Origin of the sequence: Bradyrhizobium betae (assembly GCF_004123905.1) — a bacterium.
Taxonomy (GTDB): domain Bacteria; phylum Pseudomonadota; class Alphaproteobacteria; order Rhizobiales; family Xanthobacteraceae; genus Bradyrhizobium; species Bradyrhizobium betae_A.
In genome coordinates, this window is record NZ_MZXW01000011.1 from 1 (window position 1) to 24403 (window position 24403).

Below are 24403 nucleotides of genomic sequence, written 5' to 3' on the forward strand. Positions count from 1 at the left end.
GGCTGGGGGGTGTGGGTGGGTTGGGGCAGTGTGGGCGCCCGGGCGCACTCCGCGACGGTGCTGCCGGCTGTGGGGGGGCCGATGTGAAGGGGTGGGGCAGCTGCCACGCTCCGTCATTGCGAGCGCAGCGAAGCAATCCAGAATCCCTCCGCGGAGACAGTCTGGATTGCTTCGCTGCGCTCGCAATGACGGTGGGGAGGCGGCTGCGCGCTATTCGATGATCGGCACATGCCGTGCCGCATCGCGCGGCGCCGTGCCGTCGAGGCGCGGATCGTCGGCGATCTCGATCTGGCGTCGGAACGGGCGGAAGCCGGAGCGCTGATAGAACGCGACGGCTGACGGATGATCGAAGGTGCAGGTGTGCACCCAGACGCGACGCACATCGCCAGACCACGCGCGCTCCAGGGCGCGGTTCATCAGGAAACGCGCGGCGCCCGTGCCGATCAAGCCTGCGGTGACACCGAAATAGACCAGCTCGCATTGGCTAGCCTCGCGAAAATCCAGCTCCAGCAGGCCTTCATCGCGGCCGTCGACGGCCAGGGCGTAGACCTCGATACCAGGCGCGTGAATGACCGCGGCGAGCGGCGCGTCGTCCATACGCGGCCGCGAGAACCACAGCCACTCCTCGCCGACGCGGCGATAGAGGTCGCGGTACCAGGGGAGCGCAGGCATATCGACCTTTCGGAGGGTCCAACTGCCGGGCGGATCGTCGCGGCGCGCGGGAGGCGCAGTCATCTCGAGATGGGTGACGACCGCAGCGATCTTGCCGGCGGGCACATCGGAATAGCCGTCGGGAAGGATCACTCACTCCCCCTCGTCGCTCGCCAGCACGCCCTTCACCGCCCTTGCCCAGCCCGCGAGCTTCCGCTCTCGCGTCGCCTGGCTCATGTTCGGCTTGAAGCGGTGCTCGAGGCGCCAATTGTCGGCAAATTTTGTCGGCTCGGGATACACGCCGGCCTGGAGGCCGGCGAGGTAGGCGGCGCCGAGTGCCGTGGTCTCCTGGATCACGGGGCGGTCGACCGGCGCGTCGAGCAAATCGGCGAGGCGTTGCATGGTCCAGTCCGACGCGGTCATGCCGCCGTCGACGCGGAGCACGACGCTGGCCGTTTCCGAGCTCGGCCAGTCCGCGCGCATCGCGGCCCAGAGGTCGAACGTCTGGTAGCAGACGCTCTCCAGCGCGGCGTGGGCCAGCTCGGCGGGGCCGGTGTTGCGGGTGAGGCCGAACAGCGCGCCACGAACGCGTGGATTCCAGTAGGGCGCGCCCATGCCGACGAAGGCGGGGACGAGATAGACGCTCTGCATGGAGTCGGATTGATCGGCAAGAGGTCCGGTCTCGGCGGCGTGCTTGATGATGCCGAGGCCGTCGCGCAGCCACTGCACGGCCGAGCCTGCGACGAAGATCGAGCCTTCGAACGCGTAGGTGCGTTTGCCGTCGAGCTGATAGGCGACGGTGGTAAGCAGCTTGTTCTTCGACACGACGGGCGTGGTGCCGGTGTTGAGCAGGGCAAAACAGCCGGTGCCATAAGTGGATTTCATCATGCCCGGGCGGAAGCAGGCTTGCCCAATGGTCGCGGCCTGCTGGTCGCCGGCGATGCCTGAGATCGCAATGGCGCCACCGAACAGGTCCGGCGTGCTCTCGCCGAAGCGGGCGGAAGAATCCTTCACCTCGGGCAGCATCGAGCGCGGCACGCCGATGATCTCCAGCAACTCGTCGTCCCACTGCCCGGTGTGGATGTTGAACAGCAGCGTGCGCGAAGCGTTGGTGGCGTCGGTGGCGTGCACCTTGCCTCCGGTGAGGCGCCAGAGCAGATAGCAATCGATGGTGCCGAACATCAGTTCGCCACGCGCGGCGCGGCCGCGCGCGCCGGGGACGTGGTCGAGGATCCAGGCGACTTTGGTTCCCGAGAAATAGGGATCGATGATCAGGCCGGTCTTCTGCGAGATCACCGGCTCGCGGCCGTCGGCTTTCAGTTTTGCGCAGATGTCGGCGGTGCGGCGATCCTGCCAGACGATGGCGCGGTGCACGGCCTGCCCCGTGGCGCGGTCCCATACCACGGTGGTCTCGCGCTGGTTGGTGATGCCGATCGCCGCGATGTCCTTCGCGGAGATGCCGGCCTGCTCGATCGCGTCGCGGCACACCATCACGGTGGAGGTCCAGATGTCCTCCGGCTCGTGCTCGACCCAGCCCGAGGCCGGGAAATGCTGCGGAAACTCCTGCTGCGCGCGGGCCGCAATCGAGATGTCGCTACGGAAGACGATCGCGCGCGAAGAGGTGGTGCCCTGGTCGATGGCGAGGACGAAAGACATGGAAGCTTACCCTGGCGTTATCCCTGATGGGATCATTGTGTCGCGCCAAAGGGAGCGGATTGGAGGCCGAAGGTCAAGGTTGGTCTCGGTCTCGTGCCCCGGACGCAGCGCAGCACCTTGGCGGTGCGCTGCTGAGCCGGGGCCATACTGGGTCCCGGCTCAGCATCGCAGCGCTCCGCGCTGCAATGCGTCCGGGACACGATCCGCTTACGTCGCCGCCGTGGTCACGCCGCCGTCGATGACGATGGTCTGGCCGGTCATGAAGCTCGATGCATCGGACGCAAGGTACGCCACCGCGCCGGCGATCTCATCCGGTTCGCCGATGCGGCGGAGCGGCGTGGTGGCGGTGCGGCGCTTCAGCATGGCTTCGTCCTCCCACAGCGCGCGGGCGAAATCGGTTTTGACCAGGCCGGGCGCGATGCAGTTGACGCGGACGCCTTTCGGGCCCCATTCGCCGGCGAGAGAACGACACAGCGCGAAGTCGGCGGCCTTCGAGATGCCGTAGGCGCCGATCACGGTGGAGCCGCGCAAGCCCCCGATCGAGGAGATGATGACGACGGAGCCATTGCCTCGCTCCGCCATCTGCGGGATCGCGAGCGCGGAGAGCCAGATGTTGCTCTTGACGTTGCTTCCCATGATCTTGTCGAAGGCCTCGTCGGTGATGTCGAGCAGCGGGCCGTAATAAGGGTTCACCGCGGCGTTGCAGACGAGGATGTCGATCTTGCCGTAATGCTTGATCGTGCCCGAGATCAGCGCCTCGACCTCGGCCTTGCGGGCGATGTTGCAGGGGATGACGGTGGCATCGCCACCGGCCGCAACGATGCCGTCGGCGACCTCCTTGCAGGCTTCCGCTTTCCGCGAGGAGACCACGACTTTTGCGCCGAGCTTGGCCAGCAGCTCGGCCGAGGAGCGGCCGATGCCGCGGCTGGAGCCGGTGACGATGGCGACCTTGCCGGTGAGATCGAACGGGGTGTTTTTCATTGTTGTTTGCTCCTGCGTCCGCAAATTCGATGTCATCGCCCGACTTGATCGGGCGATCCAGTACCCGCGGCTAGAGTTGTGTGAACAAACTACTGCCGCGGCGTACTGGATGCCCCGGTCAAGCCGGGGCATGACAGTCTTCGTGGGGTCTAGTTCGACTAGATCAACCCGCCACCATCCGCGACGCGGCGCTGGTGATAGTCGGTGTCGCCGAACGAGTTCTCGATCATGGTGAGGCGCTTGAAGTAATGGCCGATCTTCGCCTCCATGGTCATGCCGATGCCGCCGTGGAGCTGGATCGCCTGCTGTCCCACGAATTTCAGCGATTTGCCGATCTGCGCCTTGGCCGCGGCGATCGCGTTGGAGCGCTCCCTGGCGTCCTCGAAATCACCCGCCATGGTCGCGAACATCGACATCGAGCGGGCCTGCTCGGCGGCGACGAACATGTCGGAGGCGCGATGTTGCAGCGACTGGAACGAGCCGATCGCAACGCCAAATTGCTTGCGCGTCTTGATGTACTCGACGGTGGTCTTGAGCGACTCGTCCATCAGCCCGACCGCCTCGGCGCAGAGCGCGACGCGGGCTTCGTCCACCACGCGCTCGATCAGAGCGAGGGAGTCGTCGGGATTGCCGATCGCCGCATCGCTACCGACTTCGACACCGGTAAAAGTGATGTCGGCGGCGTGCAGGCCGTCCTGGGTCGGGTAGGACTTCTTGGTCACGCCCTTGGCGCTCGCGGGCACCAGGAACACGCCGATGCCGGTCTTGTCGCGGCGATCACCCTTGGTGCGCGCGGTGACGACAAGCGTGTCGGCATTCTCGCCGTTGAGCACGACGAATTTTTCGCCGTCGATGATCCAGCCGTCGCCCTTCTTCTTCGCGGTTGTCGCGACGTCGAAGAGATCGTAACGCGAGTTCTTTTCGAGCTGAGCAAACGCCAGCGTCTTGCTGCCGTCGATGATCCCGGGCACGTGCGCGGCCTTCTGCGCATCGGAGCCGGCGTGGCGCAGGAAACCGCCGCCGATCACGACCGTCGCGAGATAAGGCTCGAGCACCAGCGCCTTGCCAAGCGCTTCCATCACGATCATGGTCTCGACACCGCCACCGCCGAAGCCGCCATCGGCTTCCGCGAAGGGCAGGCCAAGCAGGCCCTGCTCGGCGAGCTTGCCCCAGACGGCTTTGCTCCAGCCGCCCTTCTCCTTCATGTACTTCTTGCGGCTCTCGAAATCGTAGGAATCGGTCAGCAGGCCGTCGATGCTGTCCTTGAGAAGCCGCTGCTCCTCGTTCAGATCAAAATCCATTTCTGTTTCCTCAAGTCGTCAGTGTGTGCGTTGCGCGGGGTCCCTCTTCACCTCGCCCCGCTTGCGGGGAGAGGTCGACGCGTGAAACGCGTCGGGTGAGGGGGTACCGCTCTCGCGACAGTCATTGCGCGGAGAGAGGCCCCTCACCCCAACCCTCTCCCCGCGAAGAGCGGGGAGAGGGAGAGGAGAGAGCATTCACAGCCCCAGCACCGCCTTGGCGATGATGTTGCGCTGGATCTCGTTGGAGCCGCCGTAGATCGAGACCTTGCGGTTGTTGAAATAGCTCGGCGCGATCTGGGCGGTCCAGTCCATGGCTTCGTTGGAGCCGTCGTCGCCGTGCACATCATAAGGCGCGGCGAACGGGCCGATCACTTCCATGAGCAGCTCGGTGGTGGTCTGCTGGATCTCGGAGCCCTTGATCTTCAGCACCGAGGACGCCGGATTGGGCTTGCCCTTGCCGTGCTTGCCTTCATCGGCGACGACGCGCAGCTGCGTCAGCTCGAGCGCCTTCAGCTCGATCTCGCAGGCCGCAAGCTTCTCGCGGAAGGCGGCGTCCTGGATGATCGGCTTGCCGCCGGATTCGACCTTGCCAGCGAGATCGCGGATGCGGCGCAGCCGCTCCTTGGAGACGCCGACCCGCGCAATGCCGGTGCGCTCGTTGCCGAGCAGGAATTTGGCGTAATCCCAGCCCTTGTTCTCCTCGCCAATCAGGTTCTCGTAGGGCACCTCGACGTCGTCGAAGAAGACTTCATTGACCTCGACGCCGCCGTCGATGGTCTGGATCGGGCGCACGGTGACGCCCTTCGACTTCATCGAGAACACGATGAAGGAGATACCCATCTGCTTCTTGGCGCTGGCGTCGGTGCGGCAGAGGCAGAAGATCATGTCGGCGTGCTGGGCCAGCGTGGTCCAGGTCTTCTGGCCGTTGATGATCCACTTGTCGCCCTTGCGCTCGGCTTTTGTTTTCAGCGAGGCGAGGTCGGAGCCGGAGCCGGGCTCCGAAAAACCCTGGCACCACCAGTCGTCAACGTTGGCAATGCGCGGCAGGTACTTCTTCTTCTGCTCCTCGTTGCCGAAGGTGTAGATGACGGGGCCGACCATGCTGACGCCGAAGGCGAGCGGCTGCGGCGCCGGATAGGACTGGAGCTCTTCGTTGAAGATGTAGTGCTGCACGCTGGTCCAGCCGGTGCCGCCATATTGCGTCGGCCAGTGGCTGACGCCCCAGCCCTTCTTGTTGAGGATGCGCCACCACGTCACCATCTCGTCCTTCGAGAGGTGACGGCCCTCGACCAGCTTGCGCCGCGTATCCGGCGGTACGTTGTCGCGGAAGAATGACCGCACTTCCTCGCGAAACGCCTGCTCTTCTTTCGTGAATGCGAGATCCATCGGATCCTCCTTGTGAGCCTATTCTTATCTTATCGTCGATACGAGTTTCGTCGATTGTGACGGTTTTTGCTGCTGGCGCAATTCGTGGCGGGACAGCTTTCCGACCGGCGTGCGCGGCAGATCGTCGACGAACGCGACCTCTGCAGGCAATTCGTGCTTGCCGAGCTTGCCGGCGAGCTGCGCGCGCAGCTCGTCGAGCGAGAACGGCTTTGCGTCGGGCCTCAGCTTGATGAAGGCTTTTGCGGCCTCGCCGCGATACTGGTCGGGAATGCCGAGCACGATCACCTCGTGCACGCCAGGAACGGTGTAGATCGCCTGCTCGATCATCTGCGGATAGACGTTGAAGCCGCCGGAGATGATCATGTCCTTCTTGCGGTCGACCAGGAAGAAATAGCCGTCAGTGTCGACATAGCCGATGTCGCCGGTGAGGAAGCGGCCGTCGACGAAGGCCTCCGCGGATCCCTCCGGCTTGTTCCAGTATCCTTTGGTGACGTTCGGGCCCTTGATGCGGATCTCGCCGACTTCGTTCGGCAGCAGCACTTTTGTCGGGTTTTCCAAAGAGACCACGTCGAGCTCGATGCCTGGAAGCATCAAGCCGATCGAGCCCGGCTTGTCCGGTCCTGTCGGCGGATGGCCGGTGCCGGGCGAGCAGGTCTCGGTCATGCCCCATCCGCTCTTCAGCTTCTTGCCGATCTTGCGCTCGAAGAAATTTGCGATCTCCACCGGCAGCGGCGCACCGCCGGAGCCGATGACGTTGAGCGAGGAGAAGTCGCGCTTGTCGAGATCGGGGAGTGCGGCGATCGCGATCCACATCGTCGGCACGCCCGGGAAATAAGTGGCGCGCTTGACTTCAATGTCGCGCATCACGGCTTCGACGTCGAAACGCTGATGCAGCGAGATCAGATGGCCGCGGCTGAGCGTGGACAAGAGCACCACGGTGAGCGCGTAGATGTGGAACAGCGGGAGCACGCAGATGACGCGCTCGATGACATCGCCGCGCGTGGCGCGCGCCGGCTTGCCCCAGATGTCGTAGATCGACACTGCAGAGGTGAGATTACCGTGCGTGAGCATCGCGCCCTTGGGCAGCCCCGTAGTGCCGCCGGTGTATTGCAGAAGCGCGACGTCGTCGGCTGTCACCGACGGCCATTCTGTCGGCGCGGACGCGCCTTCGACGAAGTCCTTGAACGTGACGATGCGGGGATCATTCGGGATCGCGGCCTGCGGCGTGCCGACCTTGCCCCAATTATCGTCCTCGCAGACGATGAGGCGGTCGATCAGGCCTTTCTCCAAAAACTTCAGCGCGGTCGGCAGCAGTGCTGCGAGGTTGGAGGTGACGAGCAGGCGCGAGCCTGAATCGGAGACCTTGTGGGTCAGCGCGATCTCGCCGTCGAGCGGCGAGAGATGCGCCACGCGGGCGCCGGCCTTCAGCGCGCCGAAGAAATTGACGGGATGATCGGGCGTGTTGCCGAGGAACAGCGCGACGGAGCTGTTCTTGCCGCAGCCGGCGCGGAGGAATGCCGCGGCGGCGCGCTCGGTCATCGCGGCGAGCTCGGTGTAGGTGATCGGACGTTCCCGGAATTCCAGCGCGGTGCGCGGGCCGTAATCGGCCGCGGCTTTCGACAAGAGGTCAGGCAGCGAGCCCTGGGCGATGGTGTCGTCCCAGCGCACTCCTTCGGGATAAAACTGTTCGCCGGGATGGGTCATTTTCTGAATTGATTGAGCCCGCAACTAACAGAGGCCGGCATTCCGGGGCGCGACGAAGTCGCGAGCCCGGAATGACGAGGGTCGAGATGAGGCGGCCATCACGCCGCTTTCGACTCAGCCGCCAGCGAGGCGAACGTCTTGCCTTCGGCCGCGAGCTTCTTCAGCAAGGGCGCGGGTTCGAGGCTCGGATCGTTGGTCTCCTTGGCGTAGAAGGCGAGGCGATCGGCGATGTGCTTGAGGCCGACAGTGTCGGCCCAGAACATCGGGCCACCGCGATAGATCGGCCAGCCATAGCCGTAGAGCCAGACCACGTCGATGTCGGAGGGACGCGCCGCGATGCCCTCTTCGAGGATTTTAGCGCCCTCGTTGATCATCGGATACATCATGCGCTCCAAAATCTCGTCGTCGCTGACGATGCGCTTCTTGCGGCCGAGACGCAGCAGCGTCTCGTCGATCAGCTTCTCGACCTCCGGATCGGGCAGCGCCGAGCGGCTGCCTGCTTCATACTTGTAGTAGCCCTTGCCGGTCTTCTGGCCGAAGCGGCCGGCTTCGCACAGCGCATCCGCAATCTCCGACTTGATGCCGCGGTCCTTGCGCGAGCGCCAGCCGATGTCGAGGCCGGCGAGATCGCCCATCGCGAACGGTCCCATCGGCATGCCGAACTTGGTCACGACAGCGTCGACCTGCTGCGGCAAGGCGCCTTCGAACAACAGCTTCTCCGACTGCTTGCCGCGCTGGGCCAGCATGCGGTTGCCGACAAAGCCGTCGCAGACGCCGACCACGGCCGGCACCTTTGCAATCTTGCGCGCGATGGTCACGGCAGTCACCAGCGCGTCCGGCGCGGTCTTGTCGGCGCGGACGATCTCGCACAGCTTCATGACGTTGGCCGGCGAGAAGAAGTGCATGCCGAGCACGTCCTGCGGACGCTTGGTCGCCTTCGCGATCTCGTCGATGTTCAGGTAGGAGGTGTTGGAGGCCAGCACCGCGCCAGGCTTGACGTATTGGTCGAGCTTGCCGAACACTTCCTTCTTGACCGCCATGGTCTCGAACACGGCTTCGATGACGAGGTCGGCATCGCCGACATTCTCGATGCCAACGACGCCGTTGATCAGCGCCATGCGCTTGGCGGGCGCGTCAGCCGGGATGCCGCCGCGCGCCGCGGTCGCTTCCCAGTTCTTCTGCATGATGCCGAGGCCGCGCTTGAGCTGCTCCTCGCCGGTCTCGATCAGCGTGACGGGAACGCCGGCATTGGCAAACGACATCGCGATGCCGCCGCCCATGGTGCCGGCGCCGAGAATGGCGACACGGTTAACGGGCCGCGCCTTGGTGCCCTCAGGGACGCCCGCGATCTTGCTGGCCTCGCGCTCGGCGAAGAAGGCATAACGCTGCGCCTTGGATTGATCGCTGGCAACGAGCTTCAGGAAGCCCTCGCGCTCCTTCTTCAGGCCCTCGTCGAACGGCAAATCGATGGCATAGCCGACGGCGTCGGCCGCCGCGAACGGCGCTTCCAGGCCGCGCGACTTCTTGGTCATGGCGGCAACCGCGTTGGTGAAGATCGAGCGATCGGCCTTGGCCGCCGCGATCTTGGAATCGTCGTCGCGCAGGCGGCGCAGTGGGCGCTTCTCGGCGAGCAATTTGCGCACGAAAGCCTCGCCGCCGGAGGCCGGTCCCTCGACGATCTCCTCGATCAAGCCGTTCTTGAGCGCCTCAGTCGCACCGATGGGATCGCCGCCGACGATCATCTTGACCGCAAGCTCGGGACCGACCGCGCGCGGCAGGCGCTGGGTGCCGCCGGCGCCCGGCAGCAGGCCGAGCTTCACCTCGGGCAGTCCGAGCTTGGCTTCCTTCACCGCGACGCGAAAATGACAGGCGAGCGCGACCTCGAGGCCGCCGCCGAGTGCAGTGCCGTGGATCGCCGCCACGACCGGCTTCGGCGAGTTCTCGATCTCGGACAGCACGTCGTTGAGGGCGGGCGGCTTCGGCGGTTTGCCGAACTCGGTGATGTCGGCGCCGGCGATGAAGGTGCGGCCGGCGCAGGTCAGCACGATGCCCTTGATGGCGGGATCGGCGATGGCGGCCTTGATGCATTCCAGAATACCGCCGCGCACTACGGCGCTCAGCGCATTGACCGGTGGACTGTTGACCGTGACGATCCCGACTTCATCATGACGCTCAAGCTTGACCACTTCGCTCACGGTGTCCCTCCTTGGTGGGGATTTACTTTTGTTCGATTTCGCGGTGCGGAATTTAATTCCGCATCTTGACGGCAGGGTTATTTTGAAGCACGGACATTGTCAACGACTCCGCGCAAGAAGCAGATCAGGGATGAAGCGTACAGGAAAGAAGACTGCGACCGATCGGAATTTCGTCGTCGCGCTTTCCCGCGGACTTGATGTATTGCGCGCATTCCAGCCCAGTGACGGTCTTCTCGGCAACCAGGAAATCGCAGCCAGGACCAACCTGCCCAAGCCCACCGTGTCCCGGCTGACTTACACGTTGACCAAGCTCGGCTATCTGACGCCGGTTCCCCGCTTTGAAAAGTACCAACTGGCGCCGGCCGCAATGGCGCTCGGTTACGCGGCGCTGTCCAATCTCGGCGTTCGGCATTTGTCCGAACCGTTTCGCGAGGAAATGATGCGCGCGACCGGCGGCGCCGTCGCGATCGGCGGCCGCGACCGTCACAGCATGATCTATTTCGGGCAAAGCCGCGGCAGCGAGACGGTCGGCGTTCAACTGGACGTCGGCTCCCGCGTGCCGATTGCAACCAGCGCGATGGGCCGTGCCTATTTCTGGGCGCTCGGCGACGAGGATCGCGCTGAGCTGTCGCGTCTCTTGCGCGAACATTACGGCAGCCGCTGGCCCAAGATGCGCGATGGCCTCGAGCGTTCCGGCGAGACCGTCGCAAAACACGGTTTCGCGATCTCCGTCGGTGACTGGCACGACGACATCGGCGCCGCCGGCGTCGCACTCAAGCTCAACGACGGAACCGGGCCTTACGCATTCAATTGCGGCGCGCCGGCATTCCGCTTCACGGAAGAGCGATTGATCAACGACATTGGACCGCGTCTGCTTGCGATGGTAAGGAACATCGAAGCGGCACTTGGTGGTCTGATGCCGCATTCCAAAAAAGACGTCAGCAAAAAGCTGAAATCAGGAGGAAAAGTTGCGCGTGTGGCCGAGGGGATCAGATAGCCTATGTGATCATCAGGAGCGGTTCGTATCGCCCCTTCGTCCACTCAACAGCGTGGGCGAGACGAGATGACGCAGGCACAGCTCGCGCAGGGAACATCGCCCCTGCTCGCGGTTCGCGACGTCAGCGTCGTGTTCGGCGGCATCGTCGCGCTCAACGGTGTGTCCTTTGACATGCACAAGGGGCAGATCCTCGGATTGATCGGCCCCAACGGCGCCGGCAAGACCACGCTCTTCAACTGTCTTTCACGACTTTATCAACCGTCGTCCGGCGACATCCTGATGGAAGGCGCGAGCATCCTGTCGCGGCCGCCGCACCGGATCGCCGAGATCGGCATCGGCCGCACCTTCCAGAACGTGGCGCTGTTTCCAAACCTCTCGGTGATGGACAACGTCCGCGTCGGCGCCCATTCGAAGACCTCCAGCGACATCATCAGTGACTCCCTGAGATTGGCCTGGGTCCGGCGCAGCGAAACCAGCGTCAACAAGAAGGTCCACGAGATCCTCGCTTATCTCAAGCTCGAGGACGTCGCCCACACCGTCGTCTCCGGCCTCCCCTTCGGCACGCAGAAGCGCGTCGAGCTGGCACGCGCGCTCGCGGCGGATCCGAAGATCCTGCTGCTCGACGAGCCCGCCGGCGGCCTCAATCACGAGGAAGTCTACGTGCTCGGCGATCTCATCCGCCGCATCCGCGACGAGCGCCACATGACGGTGCTGCTGGTCGAGCACCACATGGGCCTCGTCATGTCGATCGCCGACCACGTCGTCGCGCTGAATTTCGGCAAGAAGCTCGCGGAAGGCACGCCGGCCCAGGTGCAGGCGGACCCCGACGTGATCAAGGCCTATCTCGGGAGCAAGGACCAATGACGACGCTGCTCAACGTCAAGGACCTGCGCGCCTATTACGGCCAGGTCCAGGCGCTCCATGGCCTGTCATTCTCGCTCAACGAGGGATCGCTGACGACGCTGCTCGGCGCCAACGGCGCCGGCAAGACCACCACCTTGCGCGCGATCTGCAACATGGTGCGCTCCACTGGCGGGATCGAGTTCGACGGCAAGCCGCTGAACAACCGCTCCACCGAAAACATCGTGCGGTTCGGCATCGCCCATGTGCCGCAGGGCCGCGGCACCTTCACCACCATGACGGTGGAAGAGAACCTCCAGCTCGGCGCCATCACCCGCAAGGACAGCGCCGGCATCGTCTCCGACATCGAGCGCATGTATGCACACTTCCCGGTGCTGAAGCAGCGCCACACCCAGCAGGCCGGCACGCTCTCCGGCGGCGAGCAGCAGATGCTCGCGGTCGCGCGCGCGCTGATGCTGCGGCCGCGGCTGATGCTGCTCGACGAGCCCTCCTTCGGCCTTGCGCCGCTGGTGGTCCGCGACCTGTTCGGCATCCTCGGCAAGATCAACCGCGAGGACAAGGTGTCGATCCTGGTGGTCGAGCAGAACGCCCAGCTCGCGCTCGAGCTCGCCGACCAGGCCTATGTGATCGAGACCGGCCGCATCGTGATGTCAGGCAATGCCAAGGACATCGCGAACAACGAAGAAATCCGCAAATCCTATCTGGGTTACTGAGGAGCCGGCACGATGGAGCTTTTCACCAACCAAGTGCTGGCCGGCATCGCCACGGGCGCGATCTACGCCTGCATGGCGCTCGCCGTGGTCATGATCTACCAGGCGATCGACCATCTCAACTTCGCGCAAGGCGAGATGGCGATGTTCTCGACCTTCATCTCCTGGCAGTTGATGCAGTGGGGCATCCCCTATTGGGCCGCCTTCATCCTCACGCTGGCGCTGTCCTTCATCGCAGGCATCGCGATCGAGCGGATCCTGTTCAAGCCGCTGGCGAAGGCGCCGGTGCTGACCAACGTCGCCGGCTTCATCGCGCTGTTCGCCATCATCAACTCCTCGGCCGGCCTGATCTGGGACTTCACCATCAAGCAATACCCGACCCCGTTCGGCTCCGCGCCGTTCCTGGGCAGCCAGCTGATCTCGACCCACCAGGCCGGCATGATCGGCGTCACCGTGCTGCTGCTGCTCGGTCTCTACTTCTTCTTCCAGTACACCCGCATCGGCCTTGCGATGCGCGCGGCCGCCTCGGTGCCTGAATCGGCCCGCCTCGTCGGCATCAACACCTCCTGGATGATCGCACTCGGCTGGGGCATGGCGACCGCGATCGGCTCGATCGCGGGCATGCTGATCGCTCCCGTCGTATTCCTCGAGCCCAACATGATGGGCGGCGTGCTGATCTACGGCTTTGCCGCGGCGGTTCTCGGTGGTCTCACCAGCCCGTTCGGCGCGGTGGTCGGCGGCTTCCTGGTCGGCATCTTCGAGAACCTCGCCGGCACCTACATCCCCGGCGTCGGCAACGAGTTGAAGCTTCCGATCGCGCTCGCGCTGATCATCTCCGTCCTGGTCGTCAAACCCGCTGGCCTGTTCGGCCGGCACATCGTCAAGCGAGTTTGATCATGAGCGCTGCAGAAGAAGTCGTTGCAGAGGGCCACCAGGCGGTCGAGGCCGTTCCGAAGCGGGCGATGACGCTGGGCACCGGCACGTCGCTAGTGGTGCTCGCGGCACTGATCATCATGCCAATCTTCGTCAAGAACTTCATCATCTTCCAGATGACGATGCTCCTGATCTACGGACTCGCGGTGCTGGCCCTGAACATCCTGACCGGCGGCTCAGGCCAGTTCTCGCTCGGCCAGAGCGCGTTCTACGCGGTCGGCGCCTATACGACCGCAGTGCTGATGGAGCACTTCGACGTCAATTACGCGCTGACCTTGCCGATCGCAGGCATCGTCTGCTTCGGCTTCGGGTTCCTGTTCGGGCAGCCGGCGCTGCGGCTCTCCGGCGTTTACCTCGCTTTGGCGACCTTCGCGCTCGCCACCGCGATGCCGCAGCTTCTGAAGCTGAACTTCCTCGAGCACTGGACCGGCGGCGTGCAGGGCCTCGTCGTCACCAAGCCGGATGCGCCGTTCGGCCTGAAGATGTCGCAGGACATGTGGCTCTACTATTTCTCGCTCGTGGTCGTGATCGGGATCTACATCCTGGCCGTGAACCTGCTGCGGTCCCGTTCGGGCCGCGCCTTCATGGCGATCCGCGACAACGAGATCGCGGCCTCAGCGATGGGTGTCGACGTCGCGCTGTACAAGACGCTGGCCTTCGGCGTCTCCGCCGCCATCACCGGCATCGCCGGCTCGCTCGGCGCCATCGCGGTGCAGTTCGTCGCGCCCGACAGCTACACCATCACGCTCGCGATCTCGCTGTTCCTCGGCATGGTCGTCGGCGGCGTGGGCTGGCTGCCCGGCTCGATCGTCGGCGCCGCCTTCATCATCTTCGTGCCGAACATCGCGGAGGGCATCTCCAAGGGCCTCTCCGGCGCGGTGTTCGGCGTGCTCCTGTTCGCCGTCATCTACCTCGTGCCGCACGGCGCAAGGCAAGTCGCAATCCTGGGCCAGCAACTCGCCGGTAAGCTCAGGAAGAACTGAAAACCTTCGTAAAAGATGGAGACCAAATTGTTTCTCGCAAGAATACTGCGAACCACCGCGCTGGTAACGGCGGTCGCGACCCTCACCTCCGGCGCAGCACTCGCCCAGAAGAAATACGACACCGGCGCGACCGATACCGAGATCAAGATCGGCAACATCATGCCGTACAGCGGTCCGGCGTCGGCCTATGGCATCATCGGCAAGACCGAAGAAGCCTATTTCAAGATGATCAACGACAAGGGCGGCATCAACGGCCGCAAGATCAATTTTGTCACCTATGACGACGGCTATTCGCCGCCGAAAGCCGTCGAGCAGGTCCGCAAGCTGGTCGAGAGCGACGAGGTGCTCGCGGTCTTCAACCCGCTGGGCACGCCCTCCAACAGCGCGATCCAGAAGTACCTCAACGCCAAGAAGATCCCGCAGCTGTTCGTCGCCACCGGCGCCACCAAGTGGAACGACCCGAAGAACTTCCCCTGGACCATCGGCTGGCAGCCCTCCTACCAGAGCGAAGCGCAGATTTATGCAAAATGGCTGATGAAGGAAAAGCCGAACGCCAAGGTCGCGATCCTCTATCAGAACGACGATTTCGGCAAAGACTACCTCAAGGGCACCAAGGACGGTCTCGGCGCCAAGGGCGCGTCCATGATCATCATGGAAGAGAGCTATGAGGTCTCCGAGCCGTCGATCGACGGCCACATCGTCAAGATCAAGGCCGCCAATCCCGACGTGCTCTTGATCTACGCGACGCCGAAATTCGCGGCCCAGACCATCAAGAAGACCGCCGAGCTGAGCTGGAAGCCGCTCCAGATCCTCACCAACGTCTCGATCTCGGTCGGCAGCGTGATGAAGCCGGCTGGTTTCGACGCCGCGCAGGACGTGCTGTCGGCGGCCTATGCCAAGGACTCCACCGATCCGCAGTGGAACAACGACCCCGGTATGAAGAAGTGGAACGAGTTCGTCGACAAGTACATGCCCGGTGCCGACAAGTCCGACACCAGCATGGTCTACGGCTACGGTGCGGCGTCGACCCTGGTCAAAACTCTGGAAATGTGTGGTGACGACCTCACCCGCGCCAACCTGATGAAGCAGGCCGCTTCCTTGAAGGATTTTGCACCGGATACCCTGTTGCCCGGCGTCAAGATCAACACCAGCGCCACCGACTTTGCTCCGATCTCGCAGCTCCAGATGCAGCGTTTCAAGGGCGAGAGGTGGGAACTGTTCGGCGAGATCATCAGCGGCGACGTCGCCTCCGAGTGACACGCTGACGCAATAGTCCAGGCCCGGTTCAAGCTCGGACCAAATCGACAAAGCCCCCGTGGTCGCCCGCGGGGGCTTTCTGTTGACGTTCGGTGTCAATCTTGTTCAATGCGCTCGATCCAGCCGGGGTAGGAGAACAATGATCGCTGTTCGTTTTCAGGCTGTGGCTTTCTCGGCCGCATTCGCGTTGTGCACTGCGGTGGTTGGCCCGGCGCTGGCGCAGAAGAAATACGACAGCGGCGCGTCCGATACCGAGATCAGAATCGGCAACATCATGCCCTATAGCGGGCCGGCCTCCGCCTATGCCGTGATCGGCAAGACCGAGGAAGCCTATTTCAACAAGGTCAATGCCGAGGGCGGCGTCAACGGCCGCAAGATCAAGTTCATCTCCTATGACGACGGCTATTCGCCGCCGAAGACGGTGGAGCAGGCGCGCAAGCTGGTCGAGAGCGACAATGTGCTGCTGATCTTCGGCTCGCTCGGCACCTCCACCAACGGCGCCATCCGCAAATACATGAATGAGAAGAAGGTGCCGCAATTGTTCGTGGCGAGCGGCGCCTCGAAATGGAACGACCCGAAGCAATATCCGTGGACCATGGGCTGGCAGCCGAGCTACGCCAGCGAGGCGCGCATCTACGCCAAATACCTCATGAAGGAGAAGCCGGACGGCAAGATCGGCGTGCTCTACCAGAACGACGATTTCGGCAAGGACTATCTGAAGGGGCTGAAGGACGGCCTGGGGGCCAAGGCCTCGATGATCGCCATGGAAGACGGCTACGACACCTCCGAGCCTGCGATCGACGAGCATGTCGTGAAATTGAAAGCATCGGGCGCCGACATCTTCATCAGCATCACCACGCCGAAATTCGCGGCACAAGCGATCAAGAAGGCGGCCGAGATCAACTGGCATCCGGTGCACATCATCTCCAACGTCTCGGCCTCAGTCGGCGGCGTGCTGGAGCCCGCGGGCCTCGAGATCTCGCAAGGCATTTTGTCGGCGAGCTACACCAAGGACGGCTCCGACCCGCAATGGAATGCCGATGACGGCATGAAGAAATTCTATAACTTCCTCGCGCAATACGCCCCCAAGGCCAACAAGCTCGATGCCGGCGTGGTGTTCGGCTATGCCGCAGCCCAGACCATGGTGAAGGTGCTGCAAATGTGCGGCGACGACCTCACCCGCGACAACGTCATGAAGCAGGCCGCAAGCCTGAAAGATTTCGAACCGGACACGCTGCTGCCCGGCATCAAGATCAACACCGCAGCGGACAATTTCGCCCCGATCGAGCAGCTCCAGATGATGCGCTTCAAGGGCAAGAAATGGGAGCTGTTCGGCGATATCATCTCGAGCGACCTCGGGCATTGACGTCGATCAACTCAAGATCGCTTACATAATAATTAGCAACCCAAGACAGCTGCGCCTTCTCGCACTCGCACACGAAATCGCGCCCGCCTCTGACTACTAAAGAAGCAGCCCCTGCGGCGTCGTCGCAGGGGCTTTCTGTTGAAGGCACAGGGTAAATCGTATTGAATTGCGGCTGCGTCGCCAAAAACAAGCAACACAAGAAAAGGGACGCACACACACCAAGAAAATAGGGAGATAGGAATGCCCGCTGTCACCGGCAAGCTTGCGGCCGCGTCACTCGCGCTCGCGCTCATTGCGGCCTCGACCTCCATCGCATCGGCCCAGAAGAAGTACGATACCGGCGCGACCGACACCGAGATCAAGATCGGCAACATCATGCCCTACAGCGGACCGGCCTCCGCCTACGGCATCATCGGGCGGACCGAAGCCGCCTATTTCAAGAAGATCAACGATGAGGGCGGCATCAACGGCCGCAAGATCAACTTCATCAGCTATGACGACGCCTATTCGCCGCCGAAGACGGTGGAGCAGGCGCGCAAGCTGGTCGAGAGCGACGAGGTGCTGTTCATCTTCAATTCGCTCGGCACGCCGCCGAACTCGGCAATCCACAAATACATGAACTCGAAGAAGGTGCCGCAGCTGTTCGTCGCGACCGGCGCCACCAAGTGGAACGATCCGCAGAACTTCCCCTGGACCATGGGCTGGCAGCCCAACTACCAGAGTGAGACGCAGATCTATGCGAAGTGGTTGTTGAAGAACAAGCCTGACGCGAAGATCGCCGTGCTCTACCAGAACGACGATTACGGCAAGGATTATCTGAAGGGCCTCAAGGACGGCCTCGGCGCCAAGGCCGCTTCGATGATCGTCATGGAGGAGAGCTACGAGACCTCCGAGCCGACCATCGACAATCACATCGTCAAGCTGAAATCCACCGGCGCCGACGTGTTCATGAACATCACGACGCCGAAATTCGCGGCGCAGGCGATCAAGAAGAATGCAGAGATCGGCTGGAAGCCGCTGCATTTCCTCAACAACGTCTCGGCCTCGGTCGGCAGCGTGATGAAGCCCGCCGGCTTCGAGAACGGCCAGGACATCATCTCGGCCGACTATCTCAAGGACGTGTCGGATCCCGCGTGGACCAACGATCCCGGCATGAAGGAGTTTTTGGCGTTCATGACCAAATACTTCCCCGAGGGCGACAAGCTCGATAAGGGCACCATCGTCGGCTATGCCGTGGCCCAGACGCTCGTTCAGGTCCTGAAGCAGTGCGGCGACGATCTCACGCGCGAGAACGTCATGAAGCAGGCGGCGAACCTGAAGGACTTCCGCACCGAGGCGCTGCTGCCGGGCGTGAAGATCAACACCTCGGCGGCCGATTTCGCGCCGATCAGCCAGCTTCAACTGGAGAAGTTCAAGGGTGAGAAGTTCGAGCTGTTCGGAGAGGTGATCAGCGCCGACGTGGGCGGCTAGTCACGCCAACATGCAATAACGGCAACCTCCTGCGAGATGATCGCAGGAGGTTTTTGCTGCGCCGATTATGATCACGCGATTGCACAATCGAATGATGGTAAAGCCTGCTTACGCTTTCGCGCCCGATGCGGTAGGCATGGGACAAGCGCTTCCAGCGCCAGTCTCTTCCGTCTGCCGAAAGCCATCGTGATGACCGACCGCCGTCCCCTGCTCCGCGCGCTCTACGACGCCGCCGTTGCCGCCGCCCATCCGAGCACGATCCTGGCGCCGCATTTGCGGCCTGCGCCGAAGGGACGCGTGATCTGCCTCGCCGCCGGCAAGGGCGCGGGCGCAATGGCCGCGGCCGCGGAGCGGCATTATCTCGACACGCTGAAACTCGCGCCGGAGCGCCTCGTCGGCATCGCCACCACCCGCCACGGCTATGGCGTGCCGACGCGCCGCATAAGGGTCGTCGAGGCTGGTCACCCCGTGCCGGATGAGGCTGGCTTGAAGGGCGCAGCCGACACGCTCGCGCTCGCGGGCGAGGCCGGCCCTGACGACCTGCTTCTGGTGCTGCTCACCGGCGGCGGCTCGGCGAACTGGATCGCGCCGGTCGACGGCATCAGCTTTGCGCAGAAACAGGCGGTCAACAAGGCGCTCTTACGCTCGGGCGCGCCGATCGGCGAGATGAACATCCTGCGCAAGCATCTCTCGCGTATCAAGGGCGGCCGTCTGGCAAGCGCCGGCAGGAACGCCGCCGAGATCGTGACGCTCGCGATCTCCGACGTGCCGCATGATGATCCCTCCGCGATCGCCTCCGGCCCCACGGTGCCGGACCCGACCACGCTCGCCGATGCGCGCGCGATCGTGGCAAAATACAAGCTCGCCATCGATGACGCCGTCCGCCGCGCGCTCGACGATCCCGCCAACGAAAGCTGCAAGCCCGGCGATCCCGCCTTCGCGCGCGCCTCGTTCCAACTGATCGCGCGGCCCAAGCAATCGCTCGACGCCGCGGTGAAGCTCGCTCACGATGCCGGCTACGAGACCATCGATCTCGGCGCCGATCTCGAAGGCGAAGCCCGCGAGGTCGCGGCCGCGCACGCGAAGCTGGCGCTGGATGCGCGCGCGCAGGGCAAGCGCATCGCGATCCTCTCCGGCGGCGAGCTCACGGTGACCGTGCGCGGCAATGGCCGCGGCGGCCCCAACCAGGAATACGCGCTGGCGCTGGCGAGCCTGTTGAAAGACACGCCAAACATCTCGGCGCTCGCCGGCGACACCGACGGCGCCGACGGCGGTGCCGGCCACCCCACCGACCCCGCCGGCGCCCTGATCGATGCGGCCACCTTCGCGAAGATGAAGGCGCAGGGGCTTCAGCCGCAGGCCTATCTGGACAACAACGATGCGACGACGTTCTTCGAGGCGATGGGGGATCTGTTGCAGCCGGGACCGACGCTGACGAACGTGAACGATATTCGCGTGATTTTGGTGGATTGAGGCGGCTGCCCCAATGACGGTGTCGTTCCCCGCGAAAGCGGGGAATCCAGTACGCCGCGACCTATCGATGAATCACAGCGGTCTCGGAGTACTGGATCGTCCGGTCAAGCCGGACGATGACAGCCGCCCCTCAAAACTCGTTCGCGATCTTCGAGAGCATCCCGAGCAAGGCTTCCCGGTTGGCTTGCCCCAAAAGCTCGTTCAGCCGCGCCTCGTGCTTGGTGGCGACGAGCTTTTTCGCCCGCGCCAGCACGGCCTTGCCCTTGTCGGTCAAGACCAGGATGTGCGAGCGGCGGTCGTTGGTGGAGCGGATCCGGGCGCAGAGATCGCGGCTCTCGAGATTATCGAGCAGGGCCACGAAATTCGGCCGCAGGATGCCGAGGGTGGAGGCGACCTCGGTCTGGTTACGGCCCGGATTCTTCTCGACCAGCAACAGCACGGAGAACTGCGCCGGCGTGAGCTGGAGCGAGGCCATGCAGCGCAGAAAGTTCTCGAACACTTTGAGCTGCGCCCGCTTCAGCACATAGCCGAGCTGTTCGGACAATTCGCCGAGCTGGAGGGCCTCCGGCTGCGCCTCGGTCGCGTCCTTGCGGCCCTTGGCCGCGTCGCCGGGCTTTTCAGAAGACTTTTCAGCGGTTTTGGAAACGGTCATCGCCTCGTGCTCGTGATCCCGCTAAATTCGGGACGGGTCGTCCGCCCACCCTTGAAGTTATATTTGATAATTGTTATGGACCATATCAAATATCGTCAGCGTTTCAATGGCTGTGAGCGGACCGTCCACCGCAATTGCGGAGGCCGGTCCCGATCTTTGAGGGGGAGCGTCCGGTCTTGAATACCACCATCATGCTGTTCCTGGTGCAGGACGGCATCACCAATGGCGCGATCTATGCGCTGCTCGGCCTGGCGCTGGTGCTGGTGTTCGCCGTCACCCGCGTCATCCTGATCCCCCAGGGCGAATTCGTCACCTACGGCGCGCTGACCTATGCCTCGCTGGCCGCGGGCCAGATGCCGGGCACGGCCAAGCTCGCGCTGGCGCTCGGCATCGGCGCCTTCGCCTTCGACCTGTTCGTCGCCCGCAAGGCGCTGCATGGCCGGCTGATCCTGCGCAGCTTCCTCACCAATGTCGTGCTGCCGGCCATCGTGCTGGCGCTGACCATATACTTCGCCGCCCAGAAGCCGCCAGTCGCAATCTGCATCGCGCTGTCGCTGGTGATCGTGGCGATGATCGGCCTGTATCTCTACCGCGTTGCGTTCCAGCCGCTGGCGCACACCTCGGTGCTGGTGCTGCTGATCGCATCGGTCGGCGTCCACCTCGCGCTGCAGGGGCTGGGCCTGCTGTTCTTCGGCGCCGAAGGCCAGCGCGGACCTGCCGTGCTGTCAGGCTCCTTCACCGCCGGCGCGCTGCGCTTCACCGGCCAAAGCCTCACGGTCTACGGCATCACCATCGCCTTCATCGTCGGGCTCTGGCTGTTCTTCGGCCTGACACTCTACGGCAAGGCGCTGCGCGCGACCGCGGTGAACCGGCTCGGCGCGCGGCTGGCCGGCATCCGCACCACCCTATCGGGGCAGATCGCCTTCCTGCTGGCCTCCGTGATCGGCGCGCTGTCCGGCATCATGATCGTGCCGATCACGACGCTCTACTATGACAGTGGCTTCCTGATCGGCCTGAAGGGCTTTGTCGCCGCGATCATCGGCGGCCTCGTCAGCTACCCCCTCACGGCGATCGCGGCGCTGTTCGTCGGCATCGTCGAGGCGTTCTCGTCCTTCTACGCCTCCAACTACAAGGAGGTGATCGTCTTCATGCTGCTGATCCCCGTGCTGCTGCTGCGCTCGCTCGCCGCGCCCGCGGTCGAAGAAGAGAAGGACTGAGGCCAAGATGCAGAGCCGGCTTCCCATCCTCGTCTTCGCAGCTCTGATGGCGGCGATCCCGTTTGTTCCGGGCATGCCGCCGTTCTGGATCGTGCTGCTCGACAATATCGGCCTGACCGCGCTGGTCGCGATGGGCCTCGTGCTGCTCACCGGCGTCGGCGGCCTGACCTCGTTCGGTCAGGCAGCTTTCGTCGGCTTCGGCGCCTACACCACCGCTGTGCTGTCGACAGCCTATGGCCTGTCGCCCTGGCTGACCTTGCCGCTGTCGCTCCTGGTCAGCGGATTGCTGGCCGTGCTGCTCGGCCTCGTCACCGTCCGCCTCTCCGGCCATTATCTGCCGCTCGGCACGCTCGCCTGGGGGCTCGGGCTGTTTTATCTCTTCAGCAAGCTGGAATTCCTGGGACGCAACGACGGCATCTCGGCGATCCCGCCGCTGTCGATCGGTTCGTTCAAGATGCTCTCGCCCGGCTCGATCTATTACGCGATCTGGGTCGCCGTGATCGTCTCGGCGCTGCTGACGGTGAACCTTTTGGACTCCCGCACCGGCCGCGCCATTCGCGCGCTGCGCCGCGGCCATGTCGCGGCCGAAGCGTTCGGCGTGCATACGCCGCGCGCGAAAATGCTGGTGTTCATTCATGCCGCGGTGCTCGCCGGCCTCTCCGGATGGCTCTACGCCCACCTTCAGCGCGCCGTGAATCCGACGCCGTTCGGCGCGCAGGCCGGCATCGAATATCTCTTCATCGCGGTGGTCGGCGGCGCCGGCTATGTCTGGGGCGGTGTGCTGGGGGCGGCGATCGTCGTGGTCCTGAAAGAGGTGCTGCAAAGCTATCTGCCGCTGATCCTGCCCGGCTCCGGCCAGGTCGAGACCATCGTGTTCGGCATCATGCTGGTGGCGCTGCTTCAGCTCGCGCCCGGCGGCGTCTGGCCGTGGCTGATGTCGTTCCTGCCCGAGCGCACCGATGGCAAAAAGCCGGACACCTCGCTGAAGCTGGAGCAGCGCACCCGCGCGCCCAGCCAGGACAGCGTGCTGCTTCATGTCGAGAAGGCGCGAAAACAGTTCGGCGGCGTGATCGCGGTCAACAACGTCTCCTTCGACGTCCAGGCCCGCGAGATCGTCGCATTGATCGGTCCGAACGGCGCCGGCAAGAGCACGACGTTCAACCTGATCACCGGCGTGCTGTCGGCGACGTCAGGCTCGATCTCGGTGCTCGGCAAGAAGGTCGACAACGCGCCGCCGCAGGAGATCGTCAAGCTCGGCATCAGCAGGACCTTCCAGCATGTGAAGCTGGTGCCCGACATGACCGTGCTGGAGAATGTCGCGATCGGCGCGCATCTGCGCGGCCATTCCGGGCCGATCGCCTCGATGCTGCGGCTCGACCGCGCCGACGAAGCCAAGCTGCTCGCCGAGGCCGCACGCCAGATCGAGCGCGTTGGCCTTGCCGAGCAGATGCACCAGCTCGCAGGCTCGCTCTCGCTAGGACAGCAGCGCATCGTCGAGATCGCGCGTGCACTGTGCGTCGATCCGATGCTGCTGCTGCTCGACGAACCGGCCGCGGGCCTGCGCCACATGGAGAAGCAGCGGCTCGCCGCGCTCTTGCGTGAACTGCGCGACGGCGGCATGAGCGTGCTGCTGGTCGAGCACGACATGGGTTTTGTGATGAACCTCGCCGACCGCATCGTGGTGCTCGATTTCGGCACCAAGATCGCGGAAGGCACGCCCGCCACGATCAAGACCAACCCCGAAGTGATCAAGGCCTATCTCGGAGTGGCGGCATGAGCGCGCTGTTGTCCGTCACCGACGCGCATGTCGCCTATGGCAAGGTCGAGGCGGTGCGCTCGGTCTCGCTCGAGGTCGGCCAAAACCAGATCGTCACCATCGTCGGCGCCAACGGCGCCGGCAAGACCACGCTGCTGTCCGCCATCATGGGCATTTTGCCGCTGAAGGGCCGCGTCGCCTTTGCCGGCCATGACCTCGCCCGGCTCGATATCGAGGACCGCGTCGCGATGGGCCTCGGCCTCGTGCCGGAGCATCGCGAGCTGTTCGTGACCATGAATGTCGAGGACAATCTGGAGCTCGGCGCCTTCCGCATCGAGCGAAGCAAGGCCAAGGCCTCGATGGAGCGCGTCTACACGCTGTTCCCGCGGCTGAAGGAGCGCCGCAAGCAGCTCGCCGGCACGCTCTCCGGCGGTGAGCAGCAGATGCTGGCCATGGGCCGCGCGCTGATGGGCGAGCCGAAGCTGCTGATGCTGGACGAGCCGAGCCTCGGTCTCGCTCCCATCATCGTCGCCGACATCTTTCGGATCGTCACCGAGCTCCGCGCCAGCGGCGTCTCGGTGCTGCTGGTCGAGCAGAATGCGCAGGCCGCGCTGAAGATCGCCGACCAGGCCTATGTGATGGAGCTCGGCGAGTTCGTGCTGAGCGGGAAGGCGAGTGACATCGCGGCGAATGAACGCGTTGCGGCAAGTTATCTCGGCTTCCAGCACGAAGGTGCGAGTGTGTTGTAGTTCCGGGACGCTTCCTCGAACTCAGCTGTCATCGCCCGGCCTTGACCGGGCGATCCAGTACTCCGAGGCAGTCGTGATTGACCGATGGGCCGCGGCGTACTGGAT

Annotated in this window: 20 protein-coding genes; 12 read left to right on the plus strand and 8 right to left on the minus strand. The window is 64.0% G+C overall.

What is annotated here, in order from left to right:
* Positions 1 to 210: 210 nt before the first annotated feature.
* The 7 genes from B5V03_RS05550 to B5V03_RS05580 form a co-directional block, all read right to left on the minus strand.
* Positions 211 to 804: a GNAT family N-acetyltransferase gene (locus B5V03_RS05550; protein WP_129268272.1), complete on the minus strand. Its 594-nt coding sequence runs from the start codon at positions 802 to 804 to the stop codon at positions 211 to 213.
* A complete protein-coding gene (glpK, locus tag B5V03_RS05555; RefSeq protein WP_129268273.1) occupies positions 805 to 2307 on the minus strand; it encodes a glycerol kinase GlpK in 1503 nt (500 codons plus the stop codon).
* A gap of 207 nt (positions 2308 to 2514) precedes the next feature.
* Positions 2515 to 3288, minus strand: coding sequence for an SDR family NAD(P)-dependent oxidoreductase (locus B5V03_RS05560; RefSeq protein ID WP_129268274.1), 774 nt, complete (start codon positions 3286 to 3288; stop codon positions 2515 to 2517).
* Between the two features lie 158 nt (positions 3289 to 3446).
* Positions 3447 to 4589 carry a pimeloyl-CoA dehydrogenase small subunit gene (gene pimD / locus B5V03_RS05565; protein WP_129268275.1) on the minus strand — a complete coding sequence of 381 codons (1143 nt, stop codon included), beginning with the start codon at positions 4587 to 4589 and terminating at the stop codon, positions 3447 to 3449.
* Positions 4590 to 4784: 195 nt separating this feature from the next.
* Complete coding sequence (gene pimC / locus B5V03_RS05570; protein ID WP_129268276.1) at positions 4785 to 5975, minus strand: pimeloyl-CoA dehydrogenase large subunit; 1191 nt, start codon at positions 5973 to 5975, stop codon at positions 4785 to 4787.
* Between the two features lie 24 nt (positions 5976 to 5999).
* Complete coding sequence (pimA, locus tag B5V03_RS05575; RefSeq protein WP_129268277.1) at positions 6000 to 7679, minus strand: dicarboxylate--CoA ligase PimA; 1680 nt, start codon at positions 7677 to 7679, stop codon at positions 6000 to 6002.
* A gap of 98 nt (positions 7680 to 7777) precedes the next feature.
* A complete protein-coding gene (locus tag B5V03_RS05580) occupies positions 7778 to 9874 on the minus strand; it encodes a 3-hydroxyacyl-CoA dehydrogenase NAD-binding domain-containing protein (protein ID WP_129268278.1) in 2097 nt (698 codons plus the stop codon).
* Between the two features lie 130 nt (positions 9875 to 10004).
* Between B5V03_RS05580 and B5V03_RS05585 the strand changes: the two genes are divergently transcribed.
* The 9 genes from B5V03_RS05585 (at position 10005) to B5V03_RS05625 (ending at position 19924) form a co-directional block, all read left to right on the plus strand.
* Entirely contained in the window at positions 10005 to 10871 is an 867-nt protein-coding gene (locus B5V03_RS05585) for an IclR family transcriptional regulator (RefSeq protein WP_164987813.1), read from the plus strand.
* A 66-nt stretch (positions 10872 to 10937) separates the two neighbouring features.
* Positions 10938 to 11735, plus strand: a complete 798-nt coding sequence (locus tag B5V03_RS05590; protein WP_129268279.1) for an ABC transporter ATP-binding protein — start codon at positions 10938 to 10940, stop codon at positions 11733 to 11735.
* On the plus strand, positions 11732 to 12445 hold the full coding sequence (locus B5V03_RS05595; protein ID WP_129268280.1) for an ABC transporter ATP-binding protein: 714 nt from the start codon (positions 11732 to 11734) through the stop codon (positions 12443 to 12445). The genes B5V03_RS05590 and B5V03_RS05595 overlap by 4 nt, the downstream gene beginning before the upstream one ends.
* A 12-nt stretch (positions 12446 to 12457) precedes the next feature.
* Positions 12458 to 13336 carry a branched-chain amino acid ABC transporter permease gene (locus B5V03_RS05600; protein ID WP_129268281.1) on the plus strand — a complete coding sequence of 293 codons (879 nt, stop codon included), beginning with the start codon at positions 12458 to 12460 and terminating at the stop codon, positions 13334 to 13336.
* Positions 13337 to 13338: 2 nt separating this feature from the next.
* Positions 13339 to 14358: a branched-chain amino acid ABC transporter permease gene (locus B5V03_RS05605; protein ID WP_129268282.1), complete on the plus strand. Its 1020-nt coding sequence runs from the start codon at positions 13339 to 13341 to the stop codon at positions 14356 to 14358.
* 27 nt (positions 14359 to 14385) lie between these two features.
* Entirely contained in the window at positions 14386 to 15615 is a 1230-nt protein-coding gene (locus B5V03_RS05610) for an ABC transporter substrate-binding protein (RefSeq protein ID WP_129268283.1), read from the plus strand.
* A gap of 139 nt (positions 15616 to 15754) precedes the next feature.
* The gene (locus B5V03_RS05615; protein ID WP_129268284.1) at positions 15755 to 16981 is read left to right on the plus strand and encodes an ABC transporter substrate-binding protein; all 1227 of its coding nucleotides are present in this window, start codon (positions 15755 to 15757) and stop codon (positions 16979 to 16981) included.
* A 240-nt stretch (positions 16982 to 17221) separates the two neighbouring features.
* Complete coding sequence (locus tag B5V03_RS05620) at positions 17222 to 18451, plus strand: ABC transporter substrate-binding protein (protein ID WP_129268285.1); 1230 nt, start codon at positions 17222 to 17224, stop codon at positions 18449 to 18451.
* 189 nt (positions 18452 to 18640) lie between these two features.
* Positions 18641 to 19924 (plus strand): glycerate kinase type-2 family protein, encoded by a 1284-nt coding sequence (locus tag B5V03_RS05625; protein WP_129268286.1) that lies wholly within the window; start codon positions 18641 to 18643, stop codon positions 19922 to 19924.
* A gap of 130 nt (positions 19925 to 20054) precedes the next feature.
* On the opposite strand, the gene B5V03_RS05630 is transcribed toward B5V03_RS05625, so the two are convergent.
* Positions 20055 to 20576 (minus strand): MarR family winged helix-turn-helix transcriptional regulator, encoded by a 522-nt coding sequence (locus tag B5V03_RS05630; RefSeq protein WP_129268287.1) that lies wholly within the window; start codon positions 20574 to 20576, stop codon positions 20055 to 20057.
* A gap of 176 nt (positions 20577 to 20752) precedes the next feature.
* Here B5V03_RS05630 and B5V03_RS05635 point away from each other — a divergent pair, with 176 nt between their 5' ends.
* The 3 genes from B5V03_RS05635 to B5V03_RS05645 are packed head-to-tail and all read left to right on the plus strand — an operon-like array spanning position 20753 to position 24298.
* The gene (locus tag B5V03_RS05635) at positions 20753 to 21793 is read left to right on the plus strand and encodes a branched-chain amino acid ABC transporter permease (RefSeq protein ID WP_164987806.1); all 1041 of its coding nucleotides are present in this window, start codon (positions 20753 to 20755) and stop codon (positions 21791 to 21793) included.
* A 7-nt stretch (positions 21794 to 21800) separates the two neighbouring features.
* Positions 21801 to 23570 carry a branched-chain amino acid ABC transporter ATP-binding protein/permease gene (locus B5V03_RS05640; protein ID WP_129268288.1) on the plus strand — a complete coding sequence of 590 codons (1770 nt, stop codon included), beginning with the start codon at positions 21801 to 21803 and terminating at the stop codon, positions 23568 to 23570.
* Positions 23567 to 24298, plus strand: coding sequence for an ABC transporter ATP-binding protein (locus tag B5V03_RS05645; protein ID WP_129268289.1), 732 nt, complete (start codon positions 23567 to 23569; stop codon positions 24296 to 24298). The genes B5V03_RS05640 and B5V03_RS05645 overlap by 4 nt, the downstream gene beginning before the upstream one ends.
* Positions 24299 to 24403: the final 105 nt, after the last annotated feature.

What these genes read in the sequence shown, in the direction of transcription:
- glpK (WP_129268273.1), bottom strand. Translation starts at nt 2,307, where the DNA reads ATGTCTTTCGTCCTCGCCATCGACCAGGGCACCACCTCTTCGCGCGCG.
- B5V03_RS05560 (WP_129268274.1), bottom strand. Translation starts at nt 3,288, where the DNA reads ATGAAAAACACCCCGTTCGATCTCACCGGCAAGGTCGCCATCGTCACC.
- pimD (WP_129268275.1), bottom strand. Translation starts at nt 4,589, where the DNA reads ATGGATTTTGATCTGAACGAGGAGCAGCGGCTTCTCAAGGACAGCATC.
- pimC (WP_129268276.1), bottom strand. Translation starts at nt 5,975, where the DNA reads ATGGATCTCGCATTCACGAAAGAAGAGCAGGCGTTTCGCGAGGAAGTG.
- pimA (WP_129268277.1), bottom strand. Translation starts at nt 7,679, where the DNA reads ATGACCCATCCCGGCGAACAGTTTTATCCCGAAGGAGTGCGCTGGGAC.
- B5V03_RS05585 (WP_164987813.1), top strand. Translation starts at nt 10,005, where the DNA reads ATGAAGCGTACAGGAAAGAAGACTGCGACCGATCGGAATTTCGTCGTC.
- B5V03_RS05590 (WP_129268279.1), top strand. Translation starts at nt 10,938, where the DNA reads ATGACGCAGGCACAGCTCGCGCAGGGAACATCGCCCCTGCTCGCGGTT.
- B5V03_RS05595 (WP_129268280.1), top strand. Translation starts at nt 11,732, where the DNA reads ATGACGACGCTGCTCAACGTCAAGGACCTGCGCGCCTATTACGGCCAG.
- B5V03_RS05600 (WP_129268281.1), top strand. Translation starts at nt 12,458, where the DNA reads ATGGAGCTTTTCACCAACCAAGTGCTGGCCGGCATCGCCACGGGCGCG.
- B5V03_RS05605 (WP_129268282.1), top strand. Translation starts at nt 13,339, where the DNA reads ATGAGCGCTGCAGAAGAAGTCGTTGCAGAGGGCCACCAGGCGGTCGAG.
- B5V03_RS05615 (WP_129268284.1), top strand. Translation starts at nt 15,755, where the DNA reads ATGATCGCTGTTCGTTTTCAGGCTGTGGCTTTCTCGGCCGCATTCGCG.
- B5V03_RS05620 (WP_129268285.1), top strand. Translation starts at nt 17,222, where the DNA reads ATGCCCGCTGTCACCGGCAAGCTTGCGGCCGCGTCACTCGCGCTCGCG.
- B5V03_RS05625 (WP_129268286.1), top strand. Translation starts at nt 18,641, where the DNA reads ATGACCGACCGCCGTCCCCTGCTCCGCGCGCTCTACGACGCCGCCGTT.
- B5V03_RS05630 (WP_129268287.1), bottom strand. Translation starts at nt 20,576, where the DNA reads ATGACCGTTTCCAAAACCGCTGAAAAGTCTTCTGAAAAGCCCGGCGAC.
- B5V03_RS05640 (WP_129268288.1), top strand. Translation starts at nt 21,801, where the DNA reads ATGCAGAGCCGGCTTCCCATCCTCGTCTTCGCAGCTCTGATGGCGGCG.
- B5V03_RS05645 (WP_129268289.1), top strand. Translation starts at nt 23,567, where the DNA reads ATGAGCGCGCTGTTGTCCGTCACCGACGCGCATGTCGCCTATGGCAAG.